The following is a 21,188-nucleotide window of genomic DNA, read 5'->3' as shown; positions in this document are numbered from 1 at the left end:
GTATATTCTTAAACGTTAGTATTAAAATGATAAAAGCAGTCATCATAGATGATGAGAGAAATAGCCGGGACATTATAGCCCTGATGCTGGAGAAATATTGCCCGGAAGTAAAGGTGGCCGCTACCGCTTCTGACTGTGCAGCAGGTATTGCACAGATCAGGGAGCATCGGCCGGAGCTGGTGTTTCTTGATTTGGAGATGCCCGACGGTACCGGGTTTGATGTACTCATGGGTACTCAGCAGGAAGTTGCTTTTGAAGCGGTGTTTGTGACTGCATTTGAGAAAAAGTTTCTGCATGTGATCCGTTGCAGCGAGGTGGAACTGATATTGAAACCGATAGACAAGGAGAGCCTGCTGCAAGCTGTAACACTGGTCAAAACACGTATTGCCAATAATAGCAGTAAGCAGCGGTATGAGGTGCTGCTGGAGAATTTCAACAATGTGCAGCATGCATCCTGGAAGCTGTTGATATATGACACTAACGGAGAAGAACGTACGATATTTTTACCTGCGGTGGAATGTTTTGAAGCGCAGCAGGACAACTGCCTGTTCCGGCTGGATTCCGGCGTGGAGGTGCAGGCTGAGCGGCCTTTCCGTTATTATGCAGATCTTTTTTCCACGTTGCAGTTTTACCAGGTCAACAATACCCAGATGGTGCAGCTGGCCAATATCAGCCAGGTAGATCCTCATTTGGGTAAGGTGATGCTGAAAAGTGGCATTGTGCTGGACATCACTGAGCGCCGGAGGAAAGACTTACTGAACCGGATGCAGCGGTAGTAAGCATATACAACGATTTACTTATTCTTATATATTGATATTTAAGGCATTTGCGCTCTCCTGATTGTTCAATTTCAATATTTTCAGATTGCTCCTTTAATTTCATCCAAGAAAAACCGCATTTTTTGACCGGGCTGACACCCTCTGCCCTTTTTTCTTCCCTTTTTAACATTTTGCGCGGAGAATACGTAACAATAATTTAACAAAAAAATTTGGTGGAATAACTTTTGGTCGTACTTTTGACCCGTCAAACAAAAAAGTCAGACAGTCAGACTTTAACATTGACGAGCTATCTATGGCAGAACTAGACCAAAAGCGGACATTAATCCTGGAGGCTGCTTTAAAGCGCTTCAAACGGTTCGGCTTGTCTAAAACTACCATGGAAGAGATCGCCAGGGATCTGGAAATCTCGAAAGGTTCTTTGTATTACTATTTTTCAGATAAGGAATCCATTTACGTAGCGGTGGTGGAGCGTATGATAGCAGATTGTTTTTTTGACATGTCTGCTTATGTGGAAGAAGCCACTTCCACAGATGCGATCATCAACCGTTATCTGGAGCTGAAAGAGAGGATGCTGGTGGAGTATCATTTTTTATTCGGAATAAACGAATGGATCAAGGATGTTCCTTCCAGCCGGATGCGGCAAACGATAGAGTTGTTGCAGACTGTGGAAGTTTCTTTTCTTTCTGCCACTATCCGGAAGGGGATCAGTATTGGTGAGCTGTGTGAAGCCACGGATCCTGATACTACGGCGCAGTTGCTTGTCAACGTATTATTTGGTTTATGGGTAATATGGTGCAAATGGCAGGCGACAAGTTTTGACCCTCACGACCGGAATGGCCTCAGATGCTTTATGGAAAGGGAAAGACAAGTATTGTATATTTTCTTTAATGGATTAAGATATAAACCGACAATCAACCAGGATCGGCATTCATGTATGTAGAAGAATCAAAGAAAGAGAGAACAGTTTTAATGTATATTTAAATTTTACGAAAGATGAAAAAGTTGATTGTAATGGCCGCAGTAGCACTGTTCGGCACACAAGTAGCAAAGGCACAGTTATCAAAAGGCGATGTTATCCTGGGCGGAAATGTTAACGTAAGCACCACTTCTGCTAAAGTAAAAGGCACTGATGCAAAAGAAACAAACACTACTTTCGGTATCAGCCCTAAAGTAGGTTACGCACTGAACTCCAACTGGGTAATCGGTGTATTTGCCAACTCTCAGTTCGGCACCGAAAAAGCAGTATCCGGCGTGAAAACTAAAACCCTGGAAATCACTCCTGGTATCTTCGCCCGTAACTACCATATGATCGGTCAGAGCAAATTTGCTTTCTTTGCTGAAGCTAATGCTGGATACGGTTTTGGTAACACTAAAGTAGGTGACACAAAAACTGAAACCATCAATGGCTTTAACGTAAACGTACTGCCTGGTATCACTTACTTCGTAACCAAACACTTCATGATTGAAGGTGCTTTTGGTGGTCTGGGTTACACTTATGCTCAGCATAAAAATGAAGCAACCGGAGTTAAAACAAACGTTAGCAACTTCGACTTCAACTTCACTAAACAGCTGAACCTGGGTGTTAACTTCATATTCTAATCACGTATTTGATTGATGTTATACATAAGAAAGTCAAAAGGTTAGATAGATTGGAGAATCCCGCTGCAGTATTACTGTAGCGGGATTTTTGCTTTTAGTACTTTTTTAATTTGCCTGATACATATTGATGCACATGATGCACAACAAAAAGCCCCGCCGGTTATCCGGCGGGGCTTCATTATGTTAGAAAGAATCTGATTATCCGTTCATGGAGATCAGGAACTCTTCGTTGTTTTTAGTGCCACGCATGTGCTGAAGCATAAAGTGCATAGACTCGTCAGTGTTCATATCTGCCAGGTGATTGCGCAGGATATGGATACGTTTGAGAGAGTCTTTGTCGAGCAGCAGGTCATCACGGCGGGTAGAAGATGCAGATACATCGATAGCCGGGAAGATGCGTTTGTTAGCCAGTTTACGATCGAGCGCGAGCTCCATGTTACCAGTACCTTTAAATTCTTCGAAGATCACCTCGTCCATTTTGGAACCGGTATCTATCAGTGCTGTAGCGAGGATAGTGAGTGAACCACCATGTTCAATTTTACGGGCAGCACCAAAGAATTGTTTTGGTTTCTGCATTGCGTTAGCTTCCACACCACCGCTCAATACCTTACCGGATGCTGGTGCCACGGTATTGTGTGCTCTTGCCAGACGTGTGATAGAGTCGAGCAGGATAACTACATCGTGTCCGCATTCTACAAGGCGTTTGGCTTTCTGCAAGGCGATAGCAGAAACTTTTACGTGTTTCTCCGCTGGTTCATCGAAGGTAGAAGCAATTACTTCTGCTTTTACACTACGTTCCATATCAGTCACCTCTTCCGGACGTTCATCGATCAGTACCACCATCAGATAAATTTCAGGGTGGTTAGTAGCGATGGCGTTGGCCACTTCTTTCAGCAGCATGGTTTTACCTACCTTAGGCTGCGCAACGATCAGGCCGCGCTGTCCTTTACCGATAGGTGTAAACATATCCATGATACGGGTGGAGTAGTTATTGGAAGTTGTTGTCAGTCTCAGCTTTTCGAAAGGGAACAACGGAGTCAGGTAGTCGAAAGGTACGCGGTCACGTACTTCTTCAGGAGACTTACCATTGATGGTTTCTACTTTCAGCAGTGCGAAATATTTCTCTCCTTCTTTTGGCGGACGCACGGAACCCTTAACGGTGTCGCCGGTTTTCAGGCCAAAGAGTTTTATCTGTGAAGGAGAAACATAAATATCGTCCGGGGAACTCAGGTAGTTATAGTCGGAAGAACGGAGGAAACCGTAGCCGTCGGGCATCATTTCCAGCACGCCTTCACTGAGGATCACACCATCAAACTCGATGTTGAAGATGGCGTCCTTTTTAGGATACCGCTGTTTCTGCGCAGCAGGAGCAACTGTATCTATGCCTTCAGGCATCACAAAATCATCATCCTCCTCTTCTTCCTCTTCTGCAGCCGGAACAGCAGGCACTTCTTCTTCCTCTTCTTCTACTTCATCTTCAGTGAAAGCAGGGATAATGATATCATCATCATCATCGAAAGTGAGTGATGGAATGCTGTCCAGGTCTATATCAAAGTCTTTTATTTTGGATTTAGCTGCCGGAGCTGGAGCCGGTTCTGGTTCCGTGTCTTTTGTTTTACCGGGAGCTTTTTTAGTAGATTTTTTTGCGGCTGGTTTTTCGTCAGCAACGGAGGGTTCTTCCGTTTCGTGATGCGCTTCGTCTTTCTTTACAGGTTTGCGTTTACGTGCTTTTTTCTCTTCTCCGTTGGACTGGTTATCTTCTGAGGCCATCACTGCTTGCTTGTCCAGTATTTTGTAGATCAGGTCCTGTTTGTTCAGTTTTTTAGCGTTGGGAACATCAAGCTTCTCAGCAATGTCAAGCAGCTCAGGAACGAGCATGTCGTTCAGTTGTAAGATGTCGTACATCATCTGTGTTGTCAAATTTTAGAAGTGTTGTGAGGCGGGTACCACTGCATACCAACATACACCAATTACAAATAATTGTTTTGTGTCAAGAAATTTAATTAGATTATTAAATTTGATAGGGAATGATTGAGTTTAGGAACTGCTGATGAAGATGTGAAAATGAACTTAATCAGTCAGATTATAACGCAAGATTAAAACAAGTTTTATTATTATCCAAAAAAATTTGCCCCGAAATGCCCCGTAGTCACAGTTGTTCAGCTATCCGGCCCTTCTATTTCCGGCTATAAAAGCGTAGTAGCGCGGTCCTTAAATCTGAGCCTGATCATATATCCGTTTTAATATTATATCAATTTTTAACATTTCTTTTGCAACCAGACAGGAGTATATTATCTTGTTAAGCCACCATTAGTGTTATGGACTATGGGGGAGAACACTTATTTTTGCAATCCTAAAAAAATTAATTTATGAGCCAAAGAGTGAAAGTCAAGCAAATCCTGTCCGATGACAGGACGCATTACGAAGTAACAGTAAAAGGTTGGGTGCGTTCCTTCCGCAACAACCAGTTTATAGCGTTAAACGACGGCTCTACCAATAATAATCTGCAAGTAGTTATCAATATAGAAAATACCGATGCAGCCCTGCTGAAGCGCATCACCACTGGTGCAGCCATCAGTGCCACCGGAGAGGTTATCCCCTCTCTCGGCAAAGGCCAGCGCGTAGAACTGAAGGCCAGCAGCCTTGAAATACTGGGCGACTGCGATGCAGAAAAATATCCTTTGCAGCTGAAAAACAAGCCCAGCCTGGAATACCTGCGTGAAATCGCTCACCTGCGTTTCCGCACCAACACCTTCGGCGCTGTTTTCCGCATACGCCATTCACTGGCCTTTGCAGTACACAAGTTCTTCAACGATCAGGGCTTCGTATACCTGCATACGCCTATCATTACCGCTTCTGATGCAGAAGGCGCCGGTGAAATGTTCAGAGTTACCACTCTCGACATGAAAACCCCGCCCCGTACGGAATCCGGCGAAATCGATTTTAAAGAAGACTTCTTTGGAAAGTCTACCAACCTGACCGTTTCCGGGCAACTGGAAGGCGAACTGGGTGCAATGGCCTTTGGAGAGATCTATACCTTCGGCCCTACCTTCCGCGCTGAAAACTCCAACACTGCCCGTCACCTGGCGGAATTCTGGATGATCGAGCCGGAAATGGCCTTCTATGAACTGGAAGACAACATGGACCTGGCAGAAGCTTTCATCAAATCCCTCATCAGCCACATCCTGGAGCACAACCGTGAAGACCTCGACTTCCTGGCCGCCCGCCTGGTAGAAGAGGAAAAACAAAAGCCTCAACAGGAACGCAGTGAAATGGGACTGCTGGAGAAACTGGAGTTCGTACTGAACAATGAATTCATGCGCATCACTTACACTGAAGCCATCGAGATCCTGAAAAACAGCAAGCCTAACAAAAACAAGAAGTTCCAGTATCTCATTGAAGGATGGGGAGCAGACCTCCAGAGCGAACACGAACGCTACCTCGTGGAGAAACACTTTAAAAAGCCAGTAATCCTGACTGATTATCCGAAAGAAATCAAGTCCTTCTACATGAAGCTAAACGAAGACAACAAAACCGTAAGAGCAATGGACATCCTCTTCCCCGGCATCGGTGAGATGGTAGGTGGTTCACAACGTGAAGAAGATTACGATAAGCTGGTAAAACGCATGGAAGAAATGCATGTGCCGGTAGATGAACTGTCCTGGTACCTCGATACCCGCCGCTTTGGCACCGCACCGCACGCCGGTTTCGGTCTGGGCTTCGAGCGTATGATGCTGTTCGTAACCGGTATGACCAACATCCGCGACGTGATTCCTTTCCCAAGGACACCGAAGAACGCCGACTTCTAACGGTGATGAATGATGATGTAAAGTGATTCTTCTGATGTTTTGCTTCAGATCATTTATTTGATACATCATGATTCATCAAATAAATTATAGTTACCCTGTATGAGCCTTGCTTGTACAGGGTTTTTTATGCGTTTTATTTTTTTGATTTTTATTTTTTTGTGGAAAGTGATGCAGGCTGCATCTAATTAGCAGAAAGCGCTTTCAACCATTTTTTCGTACATGCAAAACCGTTAGTTATGGCTGAAATAAATACAACTGCTCCAAATGGCCGCCACTGCGGCAAAAGAACACGCAGCAACAAAAAATCAACCCGTGTGGATATGACACCTATGGTAGACCTGGGTTTTCTGCTGATCACATTCTTTATGCTCACCACTACCTTGTCACAGCCCAAAACCATGGACCTGCTGATGCCCCGCAGTGATGGAGATCCTATGTCGCTGGCTGCCAGCAAAGCGCTGACTGTTATACTGGGACCTCAGGGACGCATCGCCTGGTATGAAGGCATCGGAGATGATCCATCACAACCGCCACAGGTAAATTATACCTCTTTTGCCAACCACAACGGTATCCGCGATATCATCATCCGTAAAAAAGAAGCAGTGAGTAAGGCCTTCCATCAAAATGATCTGATGGTACTTATCAAAGCTGATAAGCAGGCCCGCTATGAAAATGTAGTAGACATCATGGATGAAATGCTGATCAACCAGGTAGACCGCTACGCTATTGTAGACATCCATCCCAAGGAAGAAGCCTATTTCAAATAGAATTACGAATGGAGCATGGCAACTTACTGCGCTCAAAATGCATTCCTGCCCGCTCTGGTCATCATTATTCGTAATTCGCCATTCGTAATTCGTAATTGATATTCCGTACCTTTACCGCTCCAAAACAATTAAACGATATGGCAATTACCCATTCCATCCCATCAGTAGACCTGGCAGACTTCACCTCCGGTGATGCCAACAGGAAAGCTGCTTTTGTGCAGCAACTGGGAAAGGCTTATGAAGAAGTTGGTTTTGTAGCGGTAAAGAATCATGGTATTCCTGACGAGCTTATTGCAGACCTCTACAATTACGTACAAGCATTTTTCAAGCTTCCCTTTGAAACCAAACATACATACGAAATTCCTGAACTGGCCGGCCAGCGTGGTTATACCTCCTTTGGTAAGGAACACGCCAAAGGTTATGACGCGCCTGACCTGAAAGAGTTTTTCCAGTTTGGTCAGACTGTGGAAGACAACGATCCGATCGGGGAAGAATATCCACCTAACGTAGCGGTGGCAGAAGTACCAGCTTTCACACCGACCTTCTTTAAAGCTTACCGTGGTTTTGAGACTTCCGGCAAGCACCTGCTGCAGGCTATCGCCCTGTTCCTGGGTCTGGACGAGCATTACTTCGATGACAAAATACACAATGGTAATTCCATTCTCAGGGCCATCCACTACCCTCCTATCAATCAGGAGCCTAAATCGGCCATCAGAGCGGAACAACATGAAGATATCAATCTGATTACCCTGCTGGTAGGCGCTTCTGCCGACGGCCTGCAGATCCTGGACAAACAAAATAACTGGGTGCCGGTAACATCCCTGCCGGAACAAATTGTGGTAAACGTGGGCGATATGCTGCAACGCCTTACCAACAACCGGTTAAAATCCACTACTCACCGGGTTGTCAACCCTCCCCGTGAAATGTGGCATACCTCCCGCTATTCCATCCCCTTCTTCCTGCATCCTAAATCCGGTATGAAGCTGGATTGCCTGGGAAGCTGCGTTACCGCCGAAAACCCGCTGGCATATGAACCTATCACTGCCGGTGAATACCTCGATGAACGCCTGCGCGAAATTGGGTTGAAAAAATAAACTATCTCCTGATATACAGAGTCCCGGCAAGGTTACTTACCGGGACTTTACATTTATCCTGCGCGCGGGCAAGTCTGGTTATTTTCTTTTGGCTTCTCTGTATGGTTATTTTTTTCGCTGGTTTTTTCAATATGGTTAGACTTTTAGTCCGGGCACTCTTTCATGCCGGTGGGTTAAAATCTTCGCAAGAACAAACTGTCACAACGGATAAAAGGCCATATTCGATCAGATAGCCTCCCGTATTACAAGTATTGTGCCTTTATTACATTACAGATTAGTATAATTAGCGACACTATTGTATTTTGTAGGATTATTTTTACTAACTTATTGAATCCTTTGGAGCTGAATTCACTTTATCAATAACTGTGTTTCTACGTCATATACCTTTTCTCAAAGCGGTGCTATTACATAGCATAACTGCCTACGGTGGCCCGCAGGGGCACCTGGCAATGATGATGAAAACATTTGTATACCAGCGAAAAGATGTTACCGAGCAGGAGCTGATGGAATATAATGCTTTCTGCCAGTTGCTTCCCGGGGCATCATCATCCCAAACCCTTACCCTCATTGGCTATAAACGCGGTGGCGTGATGCTGGCCATCTTTACCCTGCTTATCTGGATCACGCCAGCCTGCCTGATGATGGGCTCGCTTAGTTTCCTGCTGCAGTATTTCAATAAAAGCGCCTTACAAACGGATATCTTTAAATACGTACAGCCGATGGCGGTAGGTTTTCTGGCCTATGGCGGCCTCAAGGCATACCGGATCAGCATCAACAATGTGGCCACCTTTGTGATCATGATTGTGGCCATGTTTGCAGCCTGTTACCTCAAATCACCCTGGACTTTCCCCGCCCTGATCATATTGGGCGGCATCGTTTCCAACTTCAGTAACAAACGTATTCCGGATATTTCAGACAAGCCGAAAAAAATACAGTGGGGAAATATATGGCTGTTTGTGCTCATCTTCGTACTGGCGGGTATCCTCTCGGAATATGCCCGTTCCCATGAATGGGTGACACGCCGTCCCTTCAACCTTTTTGAGAACTTCTACCGTTTCGGCAGCCTGGTATTCGGCGGCGGCGATATCCTGATCGCGATGATGCTGGAACAGTACGTTACCCGTGCCAAATCGCAATATCTGAGCGCGGAGGAGCTGCTTACCGGTGCGGGTATTATGCGTGCGCTCCCCGGCCCCACCTTCTCGATATCCGCTTATGTAGGAGGCATGGCTATGCGCAATCTGGGCATGGGCTACCAGTTTTTGGGCTGTGTGCTGGCGCCGATCGCCATTTTCCTGCCAAGCCTGTTACTGGTACTCTTCTTTTTCCCTATCTGGCATAACCTGAAAAAATATGTGATCATCTACCGCGCTCTCGAAGGCATCAACGCGGTAGTAGTAGGTATCATGTGGGCCGCCACCTTTATCCTCTTTCTGGCGATCCCCACCAACTGGTACAACATCCTGATCATGATCTGCACGCTGGCATTACTGATATTCACGAAACTCCCTTCGCCATTTATCGTAATTGCCTGCCTTATCATGGGCTGGATTCTGTAAGCAGCTAAATATTGTACTCTTTGATCTTATTATAGAGCGTAGTAAGGCCGATGTCCAGCAACTCCGCTGCCCTGGTCTTATTACCCTTTACCTGACCCAGCACTTTGATGATATGGCTTCTCTCCATATCTGCCAGACGAAGGGAAGACGTGCTGTCATCTTTCCCCTGCTGGAAATCAAAAGGAAGGGAAGACACATCCAGTATATCCGTATCCGTGAGAATGGCTGCCCTTTCAATCACATTACGCAACTCCCTTATATTACCCTTCCAGCTGTGTTGTTGTAAAGCCTGCAGGAAAGCGGGACTCATACCCGTCAGCCGTTTATTCATCTTGGGCGCGAACTGCTGAATAAACCAGGTGGCCAGTAAAGGAATATCCTTTTTACGGTTGTTCAGTGATGGCAGTGATATCTGGAAAACGGACAAACGATAAAACAGATCTTCCCGGAAATGACCGGCGGCGATCTCCTGTTCGAGATTACGGTTGGTAGCGGCAATCACCCGGACATCTGTTTTAATAGCTTTAGGCTCGCCCACTTTATAAAACTCCTGAGCCTCCAGTACACGCAGCAGCTTGGCTTGCAGCTCTACCGGCATCTCCCCCATTTCATCCAGGAAGATGGTACCGCCACGGGCTTCTTCAAAAAATCCTTTTTTATCTTTTACCGCACCGGTAAAGGCGCCGGTCACATGGCCAAACAGCTCACTTTCCAGGATGTCTTTACCGATAGCGCTGCAATTGACCGCCACAAACGGCTGCTGACGGCGGTTGCTGCCTTCATGGATGGCGTGGGCAAACACTTCCTTCCCTGAACCGGTTTCGCCCAGCAGCAGCACCGTCATATCCGAAGGAGCTACTTTCCGCGCCAGTTCTATCGCACTCATAATTTCGGGCGAAGAGCCCAGTATATTGTCAAAGTTATATTTGCCGGCGATCTTTTTCTCCAGGTCGCGGATACGGAACTGCAGCCGGGCTTTGTCCATGGCTTTGCTTACCAGTGGCAGGATGCGGTTGTTGTCATCACCCTTGGTGATATAATCGAAAGCACCGTTTTTGATGGCTTGTACCCCATCAGCGATATTGCCGTAGGCAGTCAGGACGATAGTTTCCACCTGCGGGAAACGGGTGCGGATCGTGGGCACCAGCTCCACCCCATTGCCATCGGGCAGTTTCACGTCCGACAGCACAACGCTGATTTCTTCTTTTTCCAGGATTTTCATGGCAGACCTGATATTGCCTGCTTCATGCATCGTATAACCCTCCAATGCCAGCAAACGGCTCAAAAGCTTCCGTAACTGGTCTTCATCATCTATAATGAGTATATGGCCCTTCAAGGTATCTCAGATTTAATTATTTGGATTGTTGCCTGCGGGACTACGGGCCCCACCTATAACAACAACAAAATAACTAAATAAGTACATAACAAAATCCTTAAATGTTGTCCTTTGTAGCTTCGCCGGCAGACTTCTGATTGGCCTTAAAAACGAGTGCTCCCAGCATAGCGGCCAGCACGCCCATAGCAATATCAGCAATCAACACATTACCCACAAACAGAATCCAGAACCTTTCCTTTTCTGTTTCTATCCCTCTGATAATCCTGGGCGTCTGCTGAAAGCCCTGAGGTATCAGGCGATGAATAGTCCCATTTACCACCAGAACATGAAATATCAGGGCAAATACCCCCAGCAGGAAGGTAGCGAGGAAGGTGGTCCGGATACCCAGGTAAAAAGCGGAAGCCGTAGAAGTCTTCTCACCATGCGTCCCGTTATAATGGATGATGGAGATTAAAATACCTACAAAAAACACCAGGGCGATACCAAAGCCTGTCCACAACGCACCGTATTGATCGGTAGCATAAGAAACAACCGTGAGTACCATACAAATAACGGCGAGAATGATGCCGTATCCCTTCGAATGTACAACGGGCAGATGTAGATGAAACCGTTGCATAACAGGTAGTTTAAAAAGTAAACAAGTCAGGCTTTTGTATGCTTTTCCACGTTACTGATGAATCTGTGCAGGTCATTCTTTGTTTGCAGTATATCCTCCCACAAGTCTCCTGCTTCGTTTATTCGTTGAAGTGAGTTAAAAATATCAAAGTCACTGATCCGCAGCGATTCATTCACTTCCTTCCAGGACAGCGGCATAGACACGGTAGCACCAGGCTTAGGCCTTACCGAGTATGGTGCTGCTACCGTTTGTGCCACCCTGTTCTGCAAATAGTCGAGATACACCTTTTTATTGCGGTCCGATTTAGTTCTTGTTACACTCGTGGTCTGAGGCAGTTCCCGATGAACATGCCGGGCGATATACTCCGCAAATAAACGGCTGGTATCGTAACTGTATTTGCCCCCGGTAGGAATATAGATGTGCAGCCCTTCAGAGCCGGAAGTTTTACAGAAACTCTGCAGCTGGTACTGGTCCAGAAAATCTTTAATATGCAGGGCCGCCTCCACTACGTATTTAAAGTCTATGTTTTGCGGGTCCAGGTCCATCACTACAAAGTCAGGATTATCCAGGCTGGAAGTACGCGACAGCCAGGGGTTGACCTCAATGCAGCCCAGGTTGATCATATAAGCCAGTGTAGCCTGGTTATTGCAGAGCAGATAATCTACTTTTTTACCAGTGGAAGCAGCCATCAGCGGAATGCTTTTAATCCAGTCAGGTGTTTGTTCCAGGTCCAGGTCTTTCTGGTAAAAAGAAGGGTGTGTAATCCCGTTAGGGAAACGATGTAACGACAGCGGTCTGTCTTTCAGGTGTGGCAGGATATAACTGGCTACAGACAGGTAATAATCGATCAGCTGTCCTTTGGTAATATTTTCTTTTGGCCAGTATATTTTCTGCTGGTTGGTGAGGGACACCTTTTTACCATTCAGGGTGATGGCGCGATTATTTTCCGCTGTTGCTGTTGTCATGGTCATGGATTTAGGTGTTTCCGGATGTATGTCCGCAGCGGGTTTATCTTCTCTCAGTCCCAGGAATACAGGCATACGGAGGATACCATCACCGGTCCATTCGGAGAACTTCACCTGACATACCAGTTTGGGTTTGACCCAGGTAACGGGCATGTCTGTCTTTATTTTCTGCGTAAAAGGCGAAGTCTTCTGCACCAGCGGCATCAGCTTGTTGTACAGTATGGTGAGCATGGCATCATTAAAACCTCCGCCGCAGTTGCCGATATACTTCAGCTTTTTATCTTCATACAAGCCCAGTACCAATGCGCCCAGTTTCTTGCGGCTGCCTCTGGGGGCGGTGAAGCCACAGATAAGAGCTTCCTGCTCGTTAGTGACTTTTATCTTCAGCCACGACATGGTTCTCCTGCCTTCTTCGTATGTGCTATCGGTTTTCTTCGCTATAATACCTTCCCACTGCTGTTGTTGTGCCTTCTGGAAAAAATCCTTTCCCTTCTTCAGTACATGAGCAGAAAACTGTACCCTTTTATCATTCAGCTGGTCTACCAGGTCTTTTAACAGGCTCTTTCGTTCCAGTAGTGTGAGCTGTTGTAATTCGCTGCCATTGAGGTGTAACAGGTCGAAGACCATGTATACGAGGTTACCTTTACCGGTAGTTTTATAATTCTGGAGTAATTGAAAGTGAGAATTTTTTTTGTTGTCCAGCACAATGATTTCGCCATCCAGCACCACATTATGCGCAATATTCTCTACAGCCGCCACCACAGCGGGATAGTCCCTGCTAAAATCTTTTTCATTGCGGGAGTAAAGGGATACTTTATGTTGCTGTACAGTGGCAATAGCACGATAGCCATCCCATTTAGTTTCGAATAACCAGTCAGCATCATTAAACGGAGCATCTACCAGTGTGGCCAGCATAGGTTTATATACTTTTTTGACCGCTTGTGTTTTCCGGGTGATGTGTTTTTTTACTGGCTCAGGTTCTGGTTCAGGAGTAGGTATGGGGCTTTTTTTTTACGGGAAGCTTCCTTTTCGCGGATGCCTTTTGTTTTTACGCTTTCCGGCGTATAGTCTTCACTGTTATATTGATCTACTGCATATTTATCACGATGTTTGATCATCAGCCAGGCATTGTCGTTAGCTGCTTTCATTCTTACGAGGGCAAACTCACCTTTCAGCTTTTTTCCTTTCAGCACAATTTTCAGATCGCCGGCTTCGATTTCTTTTTGTGCATCAGCATCAAAATTTTTTCCGCTGCCACGCATGAGTTCAAAGGTGCCTTTATCCCATATATAGACGGTACCAGCGCCGTAGTTGCCTTTGGGGATGGTCCCCTGAAAGTCTTTGTAATCATAGGGATGGTCTTCTACCTGCATAGCCAGCCGTTTATCTGCAGGGTTCATAGACGGCCCCTTGGGTACGGCCCAGCTTTTAAGTACCCCTGCTACTTCCAGCCGGAAATCATAATGCAGCCGGGTAGCATGATGCCGTTGCACTACAAACGCATGTGTTCCCTGCTGAGGTTTGCCTGCCACTGGTTCTGTAGTGGATTCAAAATTTCTTTTCTGTTTATACCTGCTCAGGCTCATGATGCGCGTTTTTTACCGGTGGCAGCTGGTTTACTACCCAGGCTGGCCTTCAGCTGGTCAAAAAGATCATCGCTTTTGGTATGCACAACCTTCATTTTCTTCACCACCGGCTTTTTGCCGCTGGCTTTGGCTTTGATGATTTTCATCAGTTCCTCTTTGTATTCATCTTTATACCGGCTGATATCAAATTCGGCAGCATATTGTTGGATGAGTTCTATCGCCATATCCAGCTCCTTTTTACCTATCTTAACTTCCGAAGGCAATGTCAGATCCTGCGAAGAGCGGATCTCCTCTTCATAGCGCAGTTGCTGCAGCAACAAATAATTTTCGCGGGGCCTGATCACAGAGAGATGTTCCTGACTCCGCAATACAAAGCGGCTCAGGCCTGCCTTACCGGTTTTCTGCAGCGCTTCCAATAGCAGCTCATAAGCTTTTTCACCGCCTTTGGCAGGTTCCAGAAAATAAGGATTTTCGAAATAGATATCGTCAATGGAGGCTTCATCCACAAAGGATTCTATTTCGATGATCTTGCTCTTTTTAGGACTGGCAGCTTCGAAATCTTCATCATCCAGTACCACGTATTCGTCTTTGTAGAGATAGCCCTTAACGATTTGTTCCCAGGGTACTTCCTTACCGGTATTTTCATTGACTCTTTTATATCGGATATGAGCCAGCCCGTTGCTGTCCAGCATATCCAGGTCGAGGCGACTGTCCTGTGTAGCACTATATAATTTTATGGGGATGTTTACCAACCCAAACCCGATTGACCCTGACCATATTGCACGCATGGTATAATGTTTTTGATGATCCGTTGATGATTAACACAAATGGTACCATTATACTGGTAAAACAGCGCGGCATAACTTTTGGTTTTTTCCATTGCTAACCAAAACCTGTTTTTATGGAAAAGCCAGGAGAAATGACGACCCTTACACGTGTCTTACAACGGTTGCATGAAAAAGGCTTTGATCATGAGCTGAAGATGAGTGACAATGGTAGCATGCAATCAGCGGATACTCAGAAAGTTTATCATCCGGAAGATCTTTTGATCATTAAAACCTACCGTTTTGAAGGTGAATCAGATCCGTCTGACTCATCCATTCTCTATGTTATGGAAGACAAAGAGGGCAATAAGGGTTTTGTACTGGATGCATATGGCGTATATAGTACACATGAAGAATCCGGTTTTGACGAATTTATCCATCAGATAAAAGTAGAAGACCGGGAAGAGCAAATACTGTTTGGCTGACTGATCCTGCAGATCAAGGACACTTTTTCATTTTCACAAGGCCCGCTGTATGGCGGGATTTGTGTCAGTAGGACAATTAAAAAAAGCCCTTGTAAAATTATTACAAGGGCTTTTTCGTTCAACAACTATACAGATCTGTTTTATTAAGCATGGTTTTGGTTTATTCGGCAGCTGCTTCTTCATTAACGGTAGATTCAGCTATCTCTGTAAGCAGGCTGTCAGTATGTTTTTCTTCTTCCAGGGTTTGCTCCAGGAGCTCTGCTACATCAGCATGTCCCATTACATTGGCCAGTGTGCGCAGACATCCGTATGTAGCAATTTCGTAATGTTCGATTTTCTGCATGGAAATGATAATGCCCGCATCCCTGACCATGGAATCAGCTTCGGTATCATCCAGAAACACCTGTGCTTCCATCATCAGACCTTCCATGGCTTCACATTTTTTTGTCTGGGGCTTTTTCCCCATTATTTCAAAAATTTCTTCGAGCCGCATGACATGATGTTTGGTTTCTTCCAGGTGTTCATCCATAGCATGAGTCAGTTCATCGGAAGTAGTTGCTTTCTGCATTTTTGGTATTGCCTTGAGCAGATTTTTTTCAGCCCAATAAATATCTTTTAGTTCTTCCATAAAGAGTTCTGAGAATCGGGTGCTGTTCATATGTCCATGGCTATCGGACCTGTGAGCAGGCCTTCTGGCAGAACCGTGTGCGGATTTTGAAGTAGGCATAAAAATTAAATTTTAGGTTCAACGTATGCTACTTATTCCGGCTTATGTCTATCAAAGGCCTTTTCGGCCTCTGGTGAGGCTGGCTGCCGGGGTACTTCCCGTTCAGGCAGCTCTTCCGGAACTGTATCCGGAGGCTTTTCCGGAGGAGGCTGCACCGGCATAGGATCTTCCCTTCTGGGCTCTTCCCGGTCCGGCGTAGGCTCTTCGTCTGGCTGCTTTTTTCTTTCCGGGTTCATAGTTATACTTTATGAGTTCAATTACTGAAAAATCAAAGTTCATTCCAATGCGGGTATACCAACCACCAATATTACAGCACCTGTTCATCAAACCCCTGTCAGTATTCCCTTTCATTGATCAACAACCTTTTCAGCCGGCATTAACAGCAAAGTTTCCCGTCATAGTTGCATGAACCGTAGAAATAAAAAGCATACTGTGGAAATAGTTGCTCAGAAAGGACTTGCCGGATTACGCTGTTTTGTCATCTTTTTTTAAAACATAAAATAGTATCTTGATTGCACTGTAACCATTTATAGTAGAAATCAATGCACTTTCCAGTACATAAAAAAATACGCATCGGATTCTTCATCGCCTTCACAGTTATAATAGCTGCGTCCATATTTTCTTATCTGGTAGCTAAAAACCTGCTGGAGAATGCTGGCAGGCTCAATCATGCGATCGAAGTTTCCAAAAGACTGGAAGTGATCACCCGTCAGCTGAAGGAAGCTGAAGCGGCTATCAGGGGCTATAATCTAACTAAAGACAGTTCCTTCCTCGATCCCAGTATGAAAGAAAGGAGCAAGCGGATTGAGCGGGAATATCTGTTGCTCCGGCAAATAACCGCAGAAAGCCCCCAGCAACAACGACATCTCGACACGCTGCGCGATCTACTTGCGATCAAATACCGGCAACTGATGTCTGGTAGTCATGCTGTTACCGTTGCGAGGCAGGAAAGTTCAGTCAAGGAAGGCGAAAAATCCATGGACAAGCTGGACCGTAAGGTACAGGACATGATTCGCATTGAGGAAAGCCAGGTACATGAGAAGGCCAGGCTCTTTCATTTTTTCTCTGTTCTTTGGGTGCCAGTGATCTTTATTTCGTCGATTGTAGCGATCCTGATAGGGATCTACTCCTACGTGACTCTCACACGTGAATTCAGGCTGCAACTGCATATAGAGAGCAAAATGAAATCCTACCAGCGAGACCTTCAACAAAATATTTCCCTGCTTAACAAAACCAACCAGGAGCTGGAACAGTTTGCTTATGTGGCCTCCCACGATCTTCAGGAGCCGTTGCGCAAAATTTCTACTTTCAGCGACCGGTTGCAGATGAAATATAAAGATCAGCTGCCCCCCGATGCCACCCAGCTGATAGACCGCATGGTATCTGCCGTATCCCGTATGCGGGTACTGATCAACGATCTGTTGGTTTTTTCCCGCGCAGGCCGCATAACGCCGGAAAGCATCACCACCATAGATATGAACGTGCTGCTGCAGGAAGTACTGGCAGATCTGGAAGTGACCCTGGAAGAAAAGAATGTAACCGTTACCACCGAAACCCTCCCGGTAATCGAAGGCAGCGCCACCTCCTTCCATCAGCTGTTCCAGAACATCCTTGCCAATGCCATCAAATTCGCCAGCCCCAACAGACCGCTGGAGATCCATATCCGTCAACAGGTACTATCCGGCAGGGAACTCGGTTTTGTAAAAGAAAACCGCTGGGATACACCCTTCTGCCGCATCAGCATTGAAGATAACGGTATCGGTTTTGATCCCGCCTTCGCCGAACGCATTTTCCTCATCTTCCAGCGTCTGCATGGCATTAGCGAATATTCCGGCACCGGGATCGGACTGGCCATCTGCAAAAAAATTGTTGACAGCCACAACGGTTTCATCTTCGCCGAAGGCATGCCCAACAAAGGTGCAACCTTCATCATTGTGCTCCCCCTTGCACAAACCAACAAAAATGAGAACTGATACAGTCCTGACAAAGATTAGCACTTTTCTTGCTGTGTAAAACACCTGACAGCAATTGCCCGAATTTTAATTTACCCTGATGAGCGACCGTCCGATACAAATACTCATGATTGATGATGATGAAGATGATTTTTTCCTGGTAACGGAATTACTGCGCGATATCTCACCCGGACAATACACGCTGGAATGGGCCCCTACCTATCAGAAAGGAGTGGAAGCCATTGAACGCAGAACCCACGATATCTTCCTGGTAGACTACCGGCTCGGCCCACACACCGGTTTAGACATCCTGCATCTTTTCCAGGAAATGCAATACCGCATGCCCGTGATCATGCTCACCGGCAAAGGCGATTATGCGATAGACCAGGAAGCCATGAGGGCCGGAGCCTACGACTACCTCGTAAAGGGAGAAATCACCGCCGACCTGCTGGAACGCTCTATCCGCTACGCACTCGATGAATACAAACATCTCCGGACCATCGAAGAAAGTGAAAAAAAATACTATGGCATCTTCGAAAAAGCACATGATCTTATCATTCTGGCAGACTGTGATAAAAACATCATTGATGCCAATCCTGCGGCGCTGAAAACCATGCAGTATACCAAAGCGGAAATACTGAAACTACATCTGCGGGACCTTTTTGTCGCCCGCGAACAAAGCGAACAATTCATCGAAAATATCTGCAACGACGGCATTGCTGTCACACAGGAATACGAGTTTAAAACACGGAACGGCAAAAAAATGATGGTGCTTATCAATGCCGTGATGCTGGATGAAGCAGAACAGATTTTCCTTTGTGTAATACAGGATATCACAGAGAAAAAAAGAGAAGAACAGGAAAAACAACACCAGGAAAAATTTGTCATCACCGGTCGTATCGCCCGGGTAATTGCACATGAGGTCCGCAATCCGCTGACCAACATCCTCCTGGCAGTGAGCCAGTTCAAAGATGAAGATGAAGTGGCCGCCAGTAATGAGTCTTCGCTCTACACCGATATCATCGAACGTAACTGCACCCGCATCAACCAGCTGATCACTGAACTGCTGGACAGTACCCGCATGATAGAACTACACACCGCAGAACATGGCATCAATCAGCTGATCGATAATGCACTCAGGCTGGCCCAGGACAGAATGCAGCTGCATGAAATGCGACTCAACAAACAGCTGGCCGCTCCGGATATCCGCGTGAATGCAGATGATGAAAAAGTAGTGATCGCATTTCTGAATATTATTATTAACGCCATTGAAGCGATGGCGCCTGGCAAAGGCATTCTAACCGTTACCACCCGGCGTAATCAGGACAAAGCCCAGGTGCAGATTTCAGACAATGGCATCGGTATCCCCGGAGATAAAATATCACGACTGTTCGACCCCTTTTATACCAGCAAATCCAAAGGAACAGGCCTTGGCCTTACCAGCACCCAAAACATTCTTTTAAATCATAAAGGAACCATACATGTAGACAGTGAGCAAGGCAAGGGTACTACCTTCACCATCACACTGCCTGCAGTTTAGAACGCCCCTTCAATAGCCTCTTCCACAGCGTGCGACTCGCTTTTTTGTTTCTTCCAAAGAAAAAAAGGAGCAAAGCACTTTCGGTACCTTGCTCCCCTTCTCTCTATAAACCAATACTTTTAATAGTTGATATTCAGCAAACGTAGTTTATTGTAAAGCGTTTTGCGGTCAATATTGAGCAGCTGTGCTGCTTTTGTTTTATTGTATTTTACTTCTTTGAGTACATTGATGATTTTGTTGTATTCAGCCTGTAATGCCACCGTTTTCAAATCGTTGTCATTGGCCATAATAGCCAGTTCTCCGCTTAGCGGCATTTCTTCAACCGGCTGTGCAAAGGCTTCTTTCATTTCCAGTGGCAGTGCCGACATGGATATCTCCTGCATTTCCGGAGTGAGCAGACAGGCGCGACGAATAATATTTTTTAGTTCACGGATATTGCCTGGCCAGTTGTATTGATGGAAACACTTCCATACTTCCGGAGATATTTTACCGCAGGTTTTTTCCAGTTCTTTTTCCACCTGTTCTACAAAGGCTGCTACAAAGAGCGGCAGGTCTTCGCGACGTTCGCGCAAGGGTGGAATATAGATAGTAAATTCATTAAAACGATGGAAGAGGTCTTCCCTGAACTTGCCCCGCTGCACTGACTCAGAGAGCTTTTCATTGGAAGCTACGATAATACGTACGTCCACCGGTATCTCTTTGAGGCTTCCCACTCTCCGGATTACTTTCTCCTGCAATACACGCAGCATCGCTACCTGTATATCATAAGAGAGATTGGATATTTCATCCAGGAAGAGCGTACCTCCTTGTGCCTGTTCGAAAGCACCGATTTTAGTATTGATAGCGCCGGTAAATGAACCTTTTTCATGGCCAAACAATTCGCTGGCTGCCAGTTCTTTTGAAAGGCTGCCACAATCCAGTGCTACAAAAGGTTGTGCAGAGCGTTTGCTGTGATGATGGATCAGATGTGCAACAGATTCTTTACCGGTACCTGTTTCGCCGAAGATGATCACACTATAGTCCGTAGGTGCTACCAGTTTAATCTGGCGAATAAGTTCACGGGCGCCATCACTTTCTCCGTACACATACTTTTCATTTTTTTCGCTCTGGTTGCGGGACAACAATGTTTCCCGGGCTTCCGGCGCGCTGCCGGTATCTACCGGCTGTACGGCCATACGTTCCTGTTCGGATTCCTTATGAGCGAATGCTTTATGTACGAGGTTGAGGATTTCATCGGGATACAGTGGTTTGGACAAATAATCATAGGCACCATTTTTCACCATTTCCACGGCTACACGAACATCGGTATAACCTGTGATGATGATGACAATGGTTTGCGGATTTATCTGTTGTATATCCAGCAACAACTGCGCACCGTCTGTATCTTTCAGCCTGTAGTCACAAAGCACCAGGTCGAATGTTTTTTCCTTCATCATTTTCAGGGCAGCGGCGCCCGTCATGGTGGTGTCCACATTAAATCCGTGTTTGCTCAGGAATTTACTCAGGAGCGTACAGATATTAATTTCATCATCTATGATCAGAATATTTTTCATACTTCTCTAATATGTGGTATTGTCAACAGCTAAATAAAATTACTAATAAATCCCGGC

The 21,188-nt window shown here is 45.8% G+C and carries 19 protein-coding genes; 10 read left to right on the top strand and 9 right to left on the bottom strand.

Annotated features, from left to right (window positions below):
- Positions 1–26 precede the first annotated feature (26 nt).
- The 3 genes from DF182_RS14565 (at position 27) to DF182_RS14555 (ending at position 2,378) form a co-directional block, all read left to right on the top strand.
- Positions 27–776 (top strand): LytR/AlgR family response regulator transcription factor, encoded by a 750-nt coding sequence (locus DF182_RS14565; protein WP_113616315.1) that lies wholly within the window; start codon positions 27–29, stop codon positions 774–776.
- A gap of 295 nt (positions 777–1,071) precedes the next feature.
- A complete protein-coding gene (locus tag DF182_RS14560; RefSeq protein WP_113616314.1) occupies positions 1,072–1,719 on the top strand; it encodes a TetR/AcrR family transcriptional regulator in 648 nt (215 codons plus the stop codon).
- Positions 1,720–1,772: 53 nt separating this feature from the next.
- The gene (locus DF182_RS14555) at positions 1,773–2,378 is read left to right on the top strand and encodes an outer membrane beta-barrel protein (RefSeq protein ID WP_113616313.1); all 606 of its coding nucleotides are present in this window, start codon (positions 1,773–1,775) and stop codon (positions 2,376–2,378) included.
- 198 nt (positions 2,379–2,576) lie between these two features.
- Here the strand turns inward: DF182_RS14555 and rho are convergent, their stop codons facing one another.
- Positions 2,577–4,283: a transcription termination factor Rho gene (gene rho, locus DF182_RS14550; RefSeq protein WP_113616899.1), complete on the bottom strand. Its 1,707-nt coding sequence runs from the start codon at positions 4,281–4,283 to the stop codon at positions 2,577–2,579.
- A gap of 464 nt (positions 4,284–4,747) precedes the next feature.
- Here rho and asnS point away from each other — a divergent pair, with 464 nt between their 5' ends.
- From asnS to chrA, 4 genes are all read left to right on the top strand, one after another.
- On the top strand, positions 4,748–6,187 hold the full coding sequence (gene asnS / locus DF182_RS14545; protein ID WP_113616312.1) for an asparagine--tRNA ligase: 1,440 nt from the start codon (positions 4,748–4,750) through the stop codon (positions 6,185–6,187).
- Positions 6,188–6,423: 236 nt separating this feature from the next.
- Positions 6,424–6,954 carry an ExbD/TolR family protein gene (locus DF182_RS14540; protein ID WP_113616311.1) on the top strand — a complete coding sequence of 177 codons (531 nt, stop codon included), beginning with the start codon at positions 6,424–6,426 and terminating at the stop codon, positions 6,952–6,954.
- 137 nt (positions 6,955–7,091) lie between these two features.
- Positions 7,092–8,048: an isopenicillin N synthase family dioxygenase gene (locus tag DF182_RS14535; protein WP_113616310.1), complete on the top strand. Its 957-nt coding sequence runs from the start codon at positions 7,092–7,094 to the stop codon at positions 8,046–8,048.
- A 365-nt stretch (positions 8,049–8,413) separates the two neighbouring features.
- On the top strand, positions 8,414–9,607 hold the full coding sequence (chrA, locus tag DF182_RS14530; protein WP_113616309.1) for a chromate efflux transporter: 1,194 nt from the start codon (positions 8,414–8,416) through the stop codon (positions 9,605–9,607).
- 4 nt (positions 9,608–9,611) lie between these two features.
- On the opposite strand, the gene DF182_RS14525 is transcribed toward chrA, so the two are convergent.
- The 5 genes from DF182_RS14525 to ku all read right to left on the bottom strand — a co-directional run bounded on the left by DF182_RS14525 (position 9,612) and on the right by ku (position 14,898).
- Complete coding sequence (locus DF182_RS14525; RefSeq protein ID WP_113616308.1) at positions 9,612–10,943, bottom strand: sigma-54-dependent transcriptional regulator; 1,332 nt, start codon at positions 10,941–10,943, stop codon at positions 9,612–9,614.
- Between the two features lie 97 nt (positions 10,944–11,040).
- Positions 11,041–11,559, bottom strand: a complete 519-nt coding sequence (locus DF182_RS14520) for a DUF4199 family protein (RefSeq protein WP_113616307.1) — start codon at positions 11,557–11,559, stop codon at positions 11,041–11,043.
- 26 nt (positions 11,560–11,585) lie between these two features.
- Positions 11,586–13,439, bottom strand: a complete 1,854-nt coding sequence (ligD, locus tag DF182_RS14515) for a DNA ligase D (protein ID WP_113616306.1) — start codon at positions 13,437–13,439, stop codon at positions 11,586–11,588.
- 50 nt (positions 13,440–13,489) lie between these two features.
- Positions 13,490–14,110 (bottom strand): DNA polymerase ligase N-terminal domain-containing protein, encoded by a 621-nt coding sequence (locus DF182_RS32685; protein ID WP_113616305.1) that lies wholly within the window; start codon positions 14,108–14,110, stop codon positions 13,490–13,492.
- Positions 14,107–14,898 carry a non-homologous end joining protein Ku gene (gene ku / locus DF182_RS14505; protein ID WP_113616304.1) on the bottom strand — a complete coding sequence of 264 codons (792 nt, stop codon included), beginning with the start codon at positions 14,896–14,898 and terminating at the stop codon, positions 14,107–14,109. The genes DF182_RS32685 and ku overlap by 4 nt, the downstream gene beginning before the upstream one ends.
- Positions 14,899–15,011: 113 nt before the next feature.
- Here ku and DF182_RS14500 point away from each other — a divergent pair, with 113 nt between their 5' ends.
- On the top strand, positions 15,012–15,359 hold the full coding sequence (locus tag DF182_RS14500) for a hypothetical protein (protein WP_113616303.1): 348 nt from the start codon (positions 15,012–15,014) through the stop codon (positions 15,357–15,359).
- Positions 15,360–15,519: 160 nt separating this feature from the next.
- Here the strand turns inward: DF182_RS14500 and DF182_RS14495 are convergent, their stop codons facing one another.
- Positions 15,520–16,086 carry a YciE/YciF ferroxidase family protein gene (locus DF182_RS14495; RefSeq protein WP_113616302.1) on the bottom strand — a complete coding sequence of 189 codons (567 nt, stop codon included), beginning with the start codon at positions 16,084–16,086 and terminating at the stop codon, positions 15,520–15,522.
- A gap of 32 nt (positions 16,087–16,118) precedes the next feature.
- On the bottom strand, positions 16,119–16,322 hold the full coding sequence (locus DF182_RS14490) for a hypothetical protein (protein WP_113616301.1): 204 nt from the start codon (positions 16,320–16,322) through the stop codon (positions 16,119–16,121).
- A 306-nt stretch (positions 16,323–16,628) separates the two neighbouring features.
- Here DF182_RS14490 and DF182_RS14485 point away from each other — a divergent pair, with 306 nt between their 5' ends.
- Positions 16,629–18,059, top strand: coding sequence for a sensor histidine kinase (locus DF182_RS14485; protein WP_113616300.1), 1,431 nt, complete (start codon positions 16,629–16,631; stop codon positions 18,057–18,059).
- Positions 18,060–18,138: 79 nt separating this feature from the next.
- Positions 18,139–19,578, top strand: a complete 1,440-nt coding sequence (locus tag DF182_RS14480; RefSeq protein ID WP_113616299.1) for a hybrid sensor histidine kinase/response regulator — start codon at positions 18,139–18,141, stop codon at positions 19,576–19,578.
- Between the two features lie 119 nt (positions 19,579–19,697).
- Here the strand turns inward: DF182_RS14480 and DF182_RS14475 are convergent, their stop codons facing one another.
- Positions 19,698–21,131: a sigma-54-dependent transcriptional regulator gene (locus DF182_RS14475; protein ID WP_113616298.1), complete on the bottom strand. Its 1,434-nt coding sequence runs from the start codon at positions 21,129–21,131 to the stop codon at positions 19,698–19,700.
- Positions 21,132–21,188: the final 57 nt, after the last annotated feature.

The sequence above is a fragment of the Chitinophaga flava genome, from assembly GCF_003308995.1.
GTDB lineage: Bacteria > Bacteroidota > Bacteroidia > Chitinophagales > Chitinophagaceae > Chitinophaga > Chitinophaga flava.
Note: the sequence above shows the minus strand (reverse complement) of the source record. Positions and strands in the feature narration are given on the sequence as shown.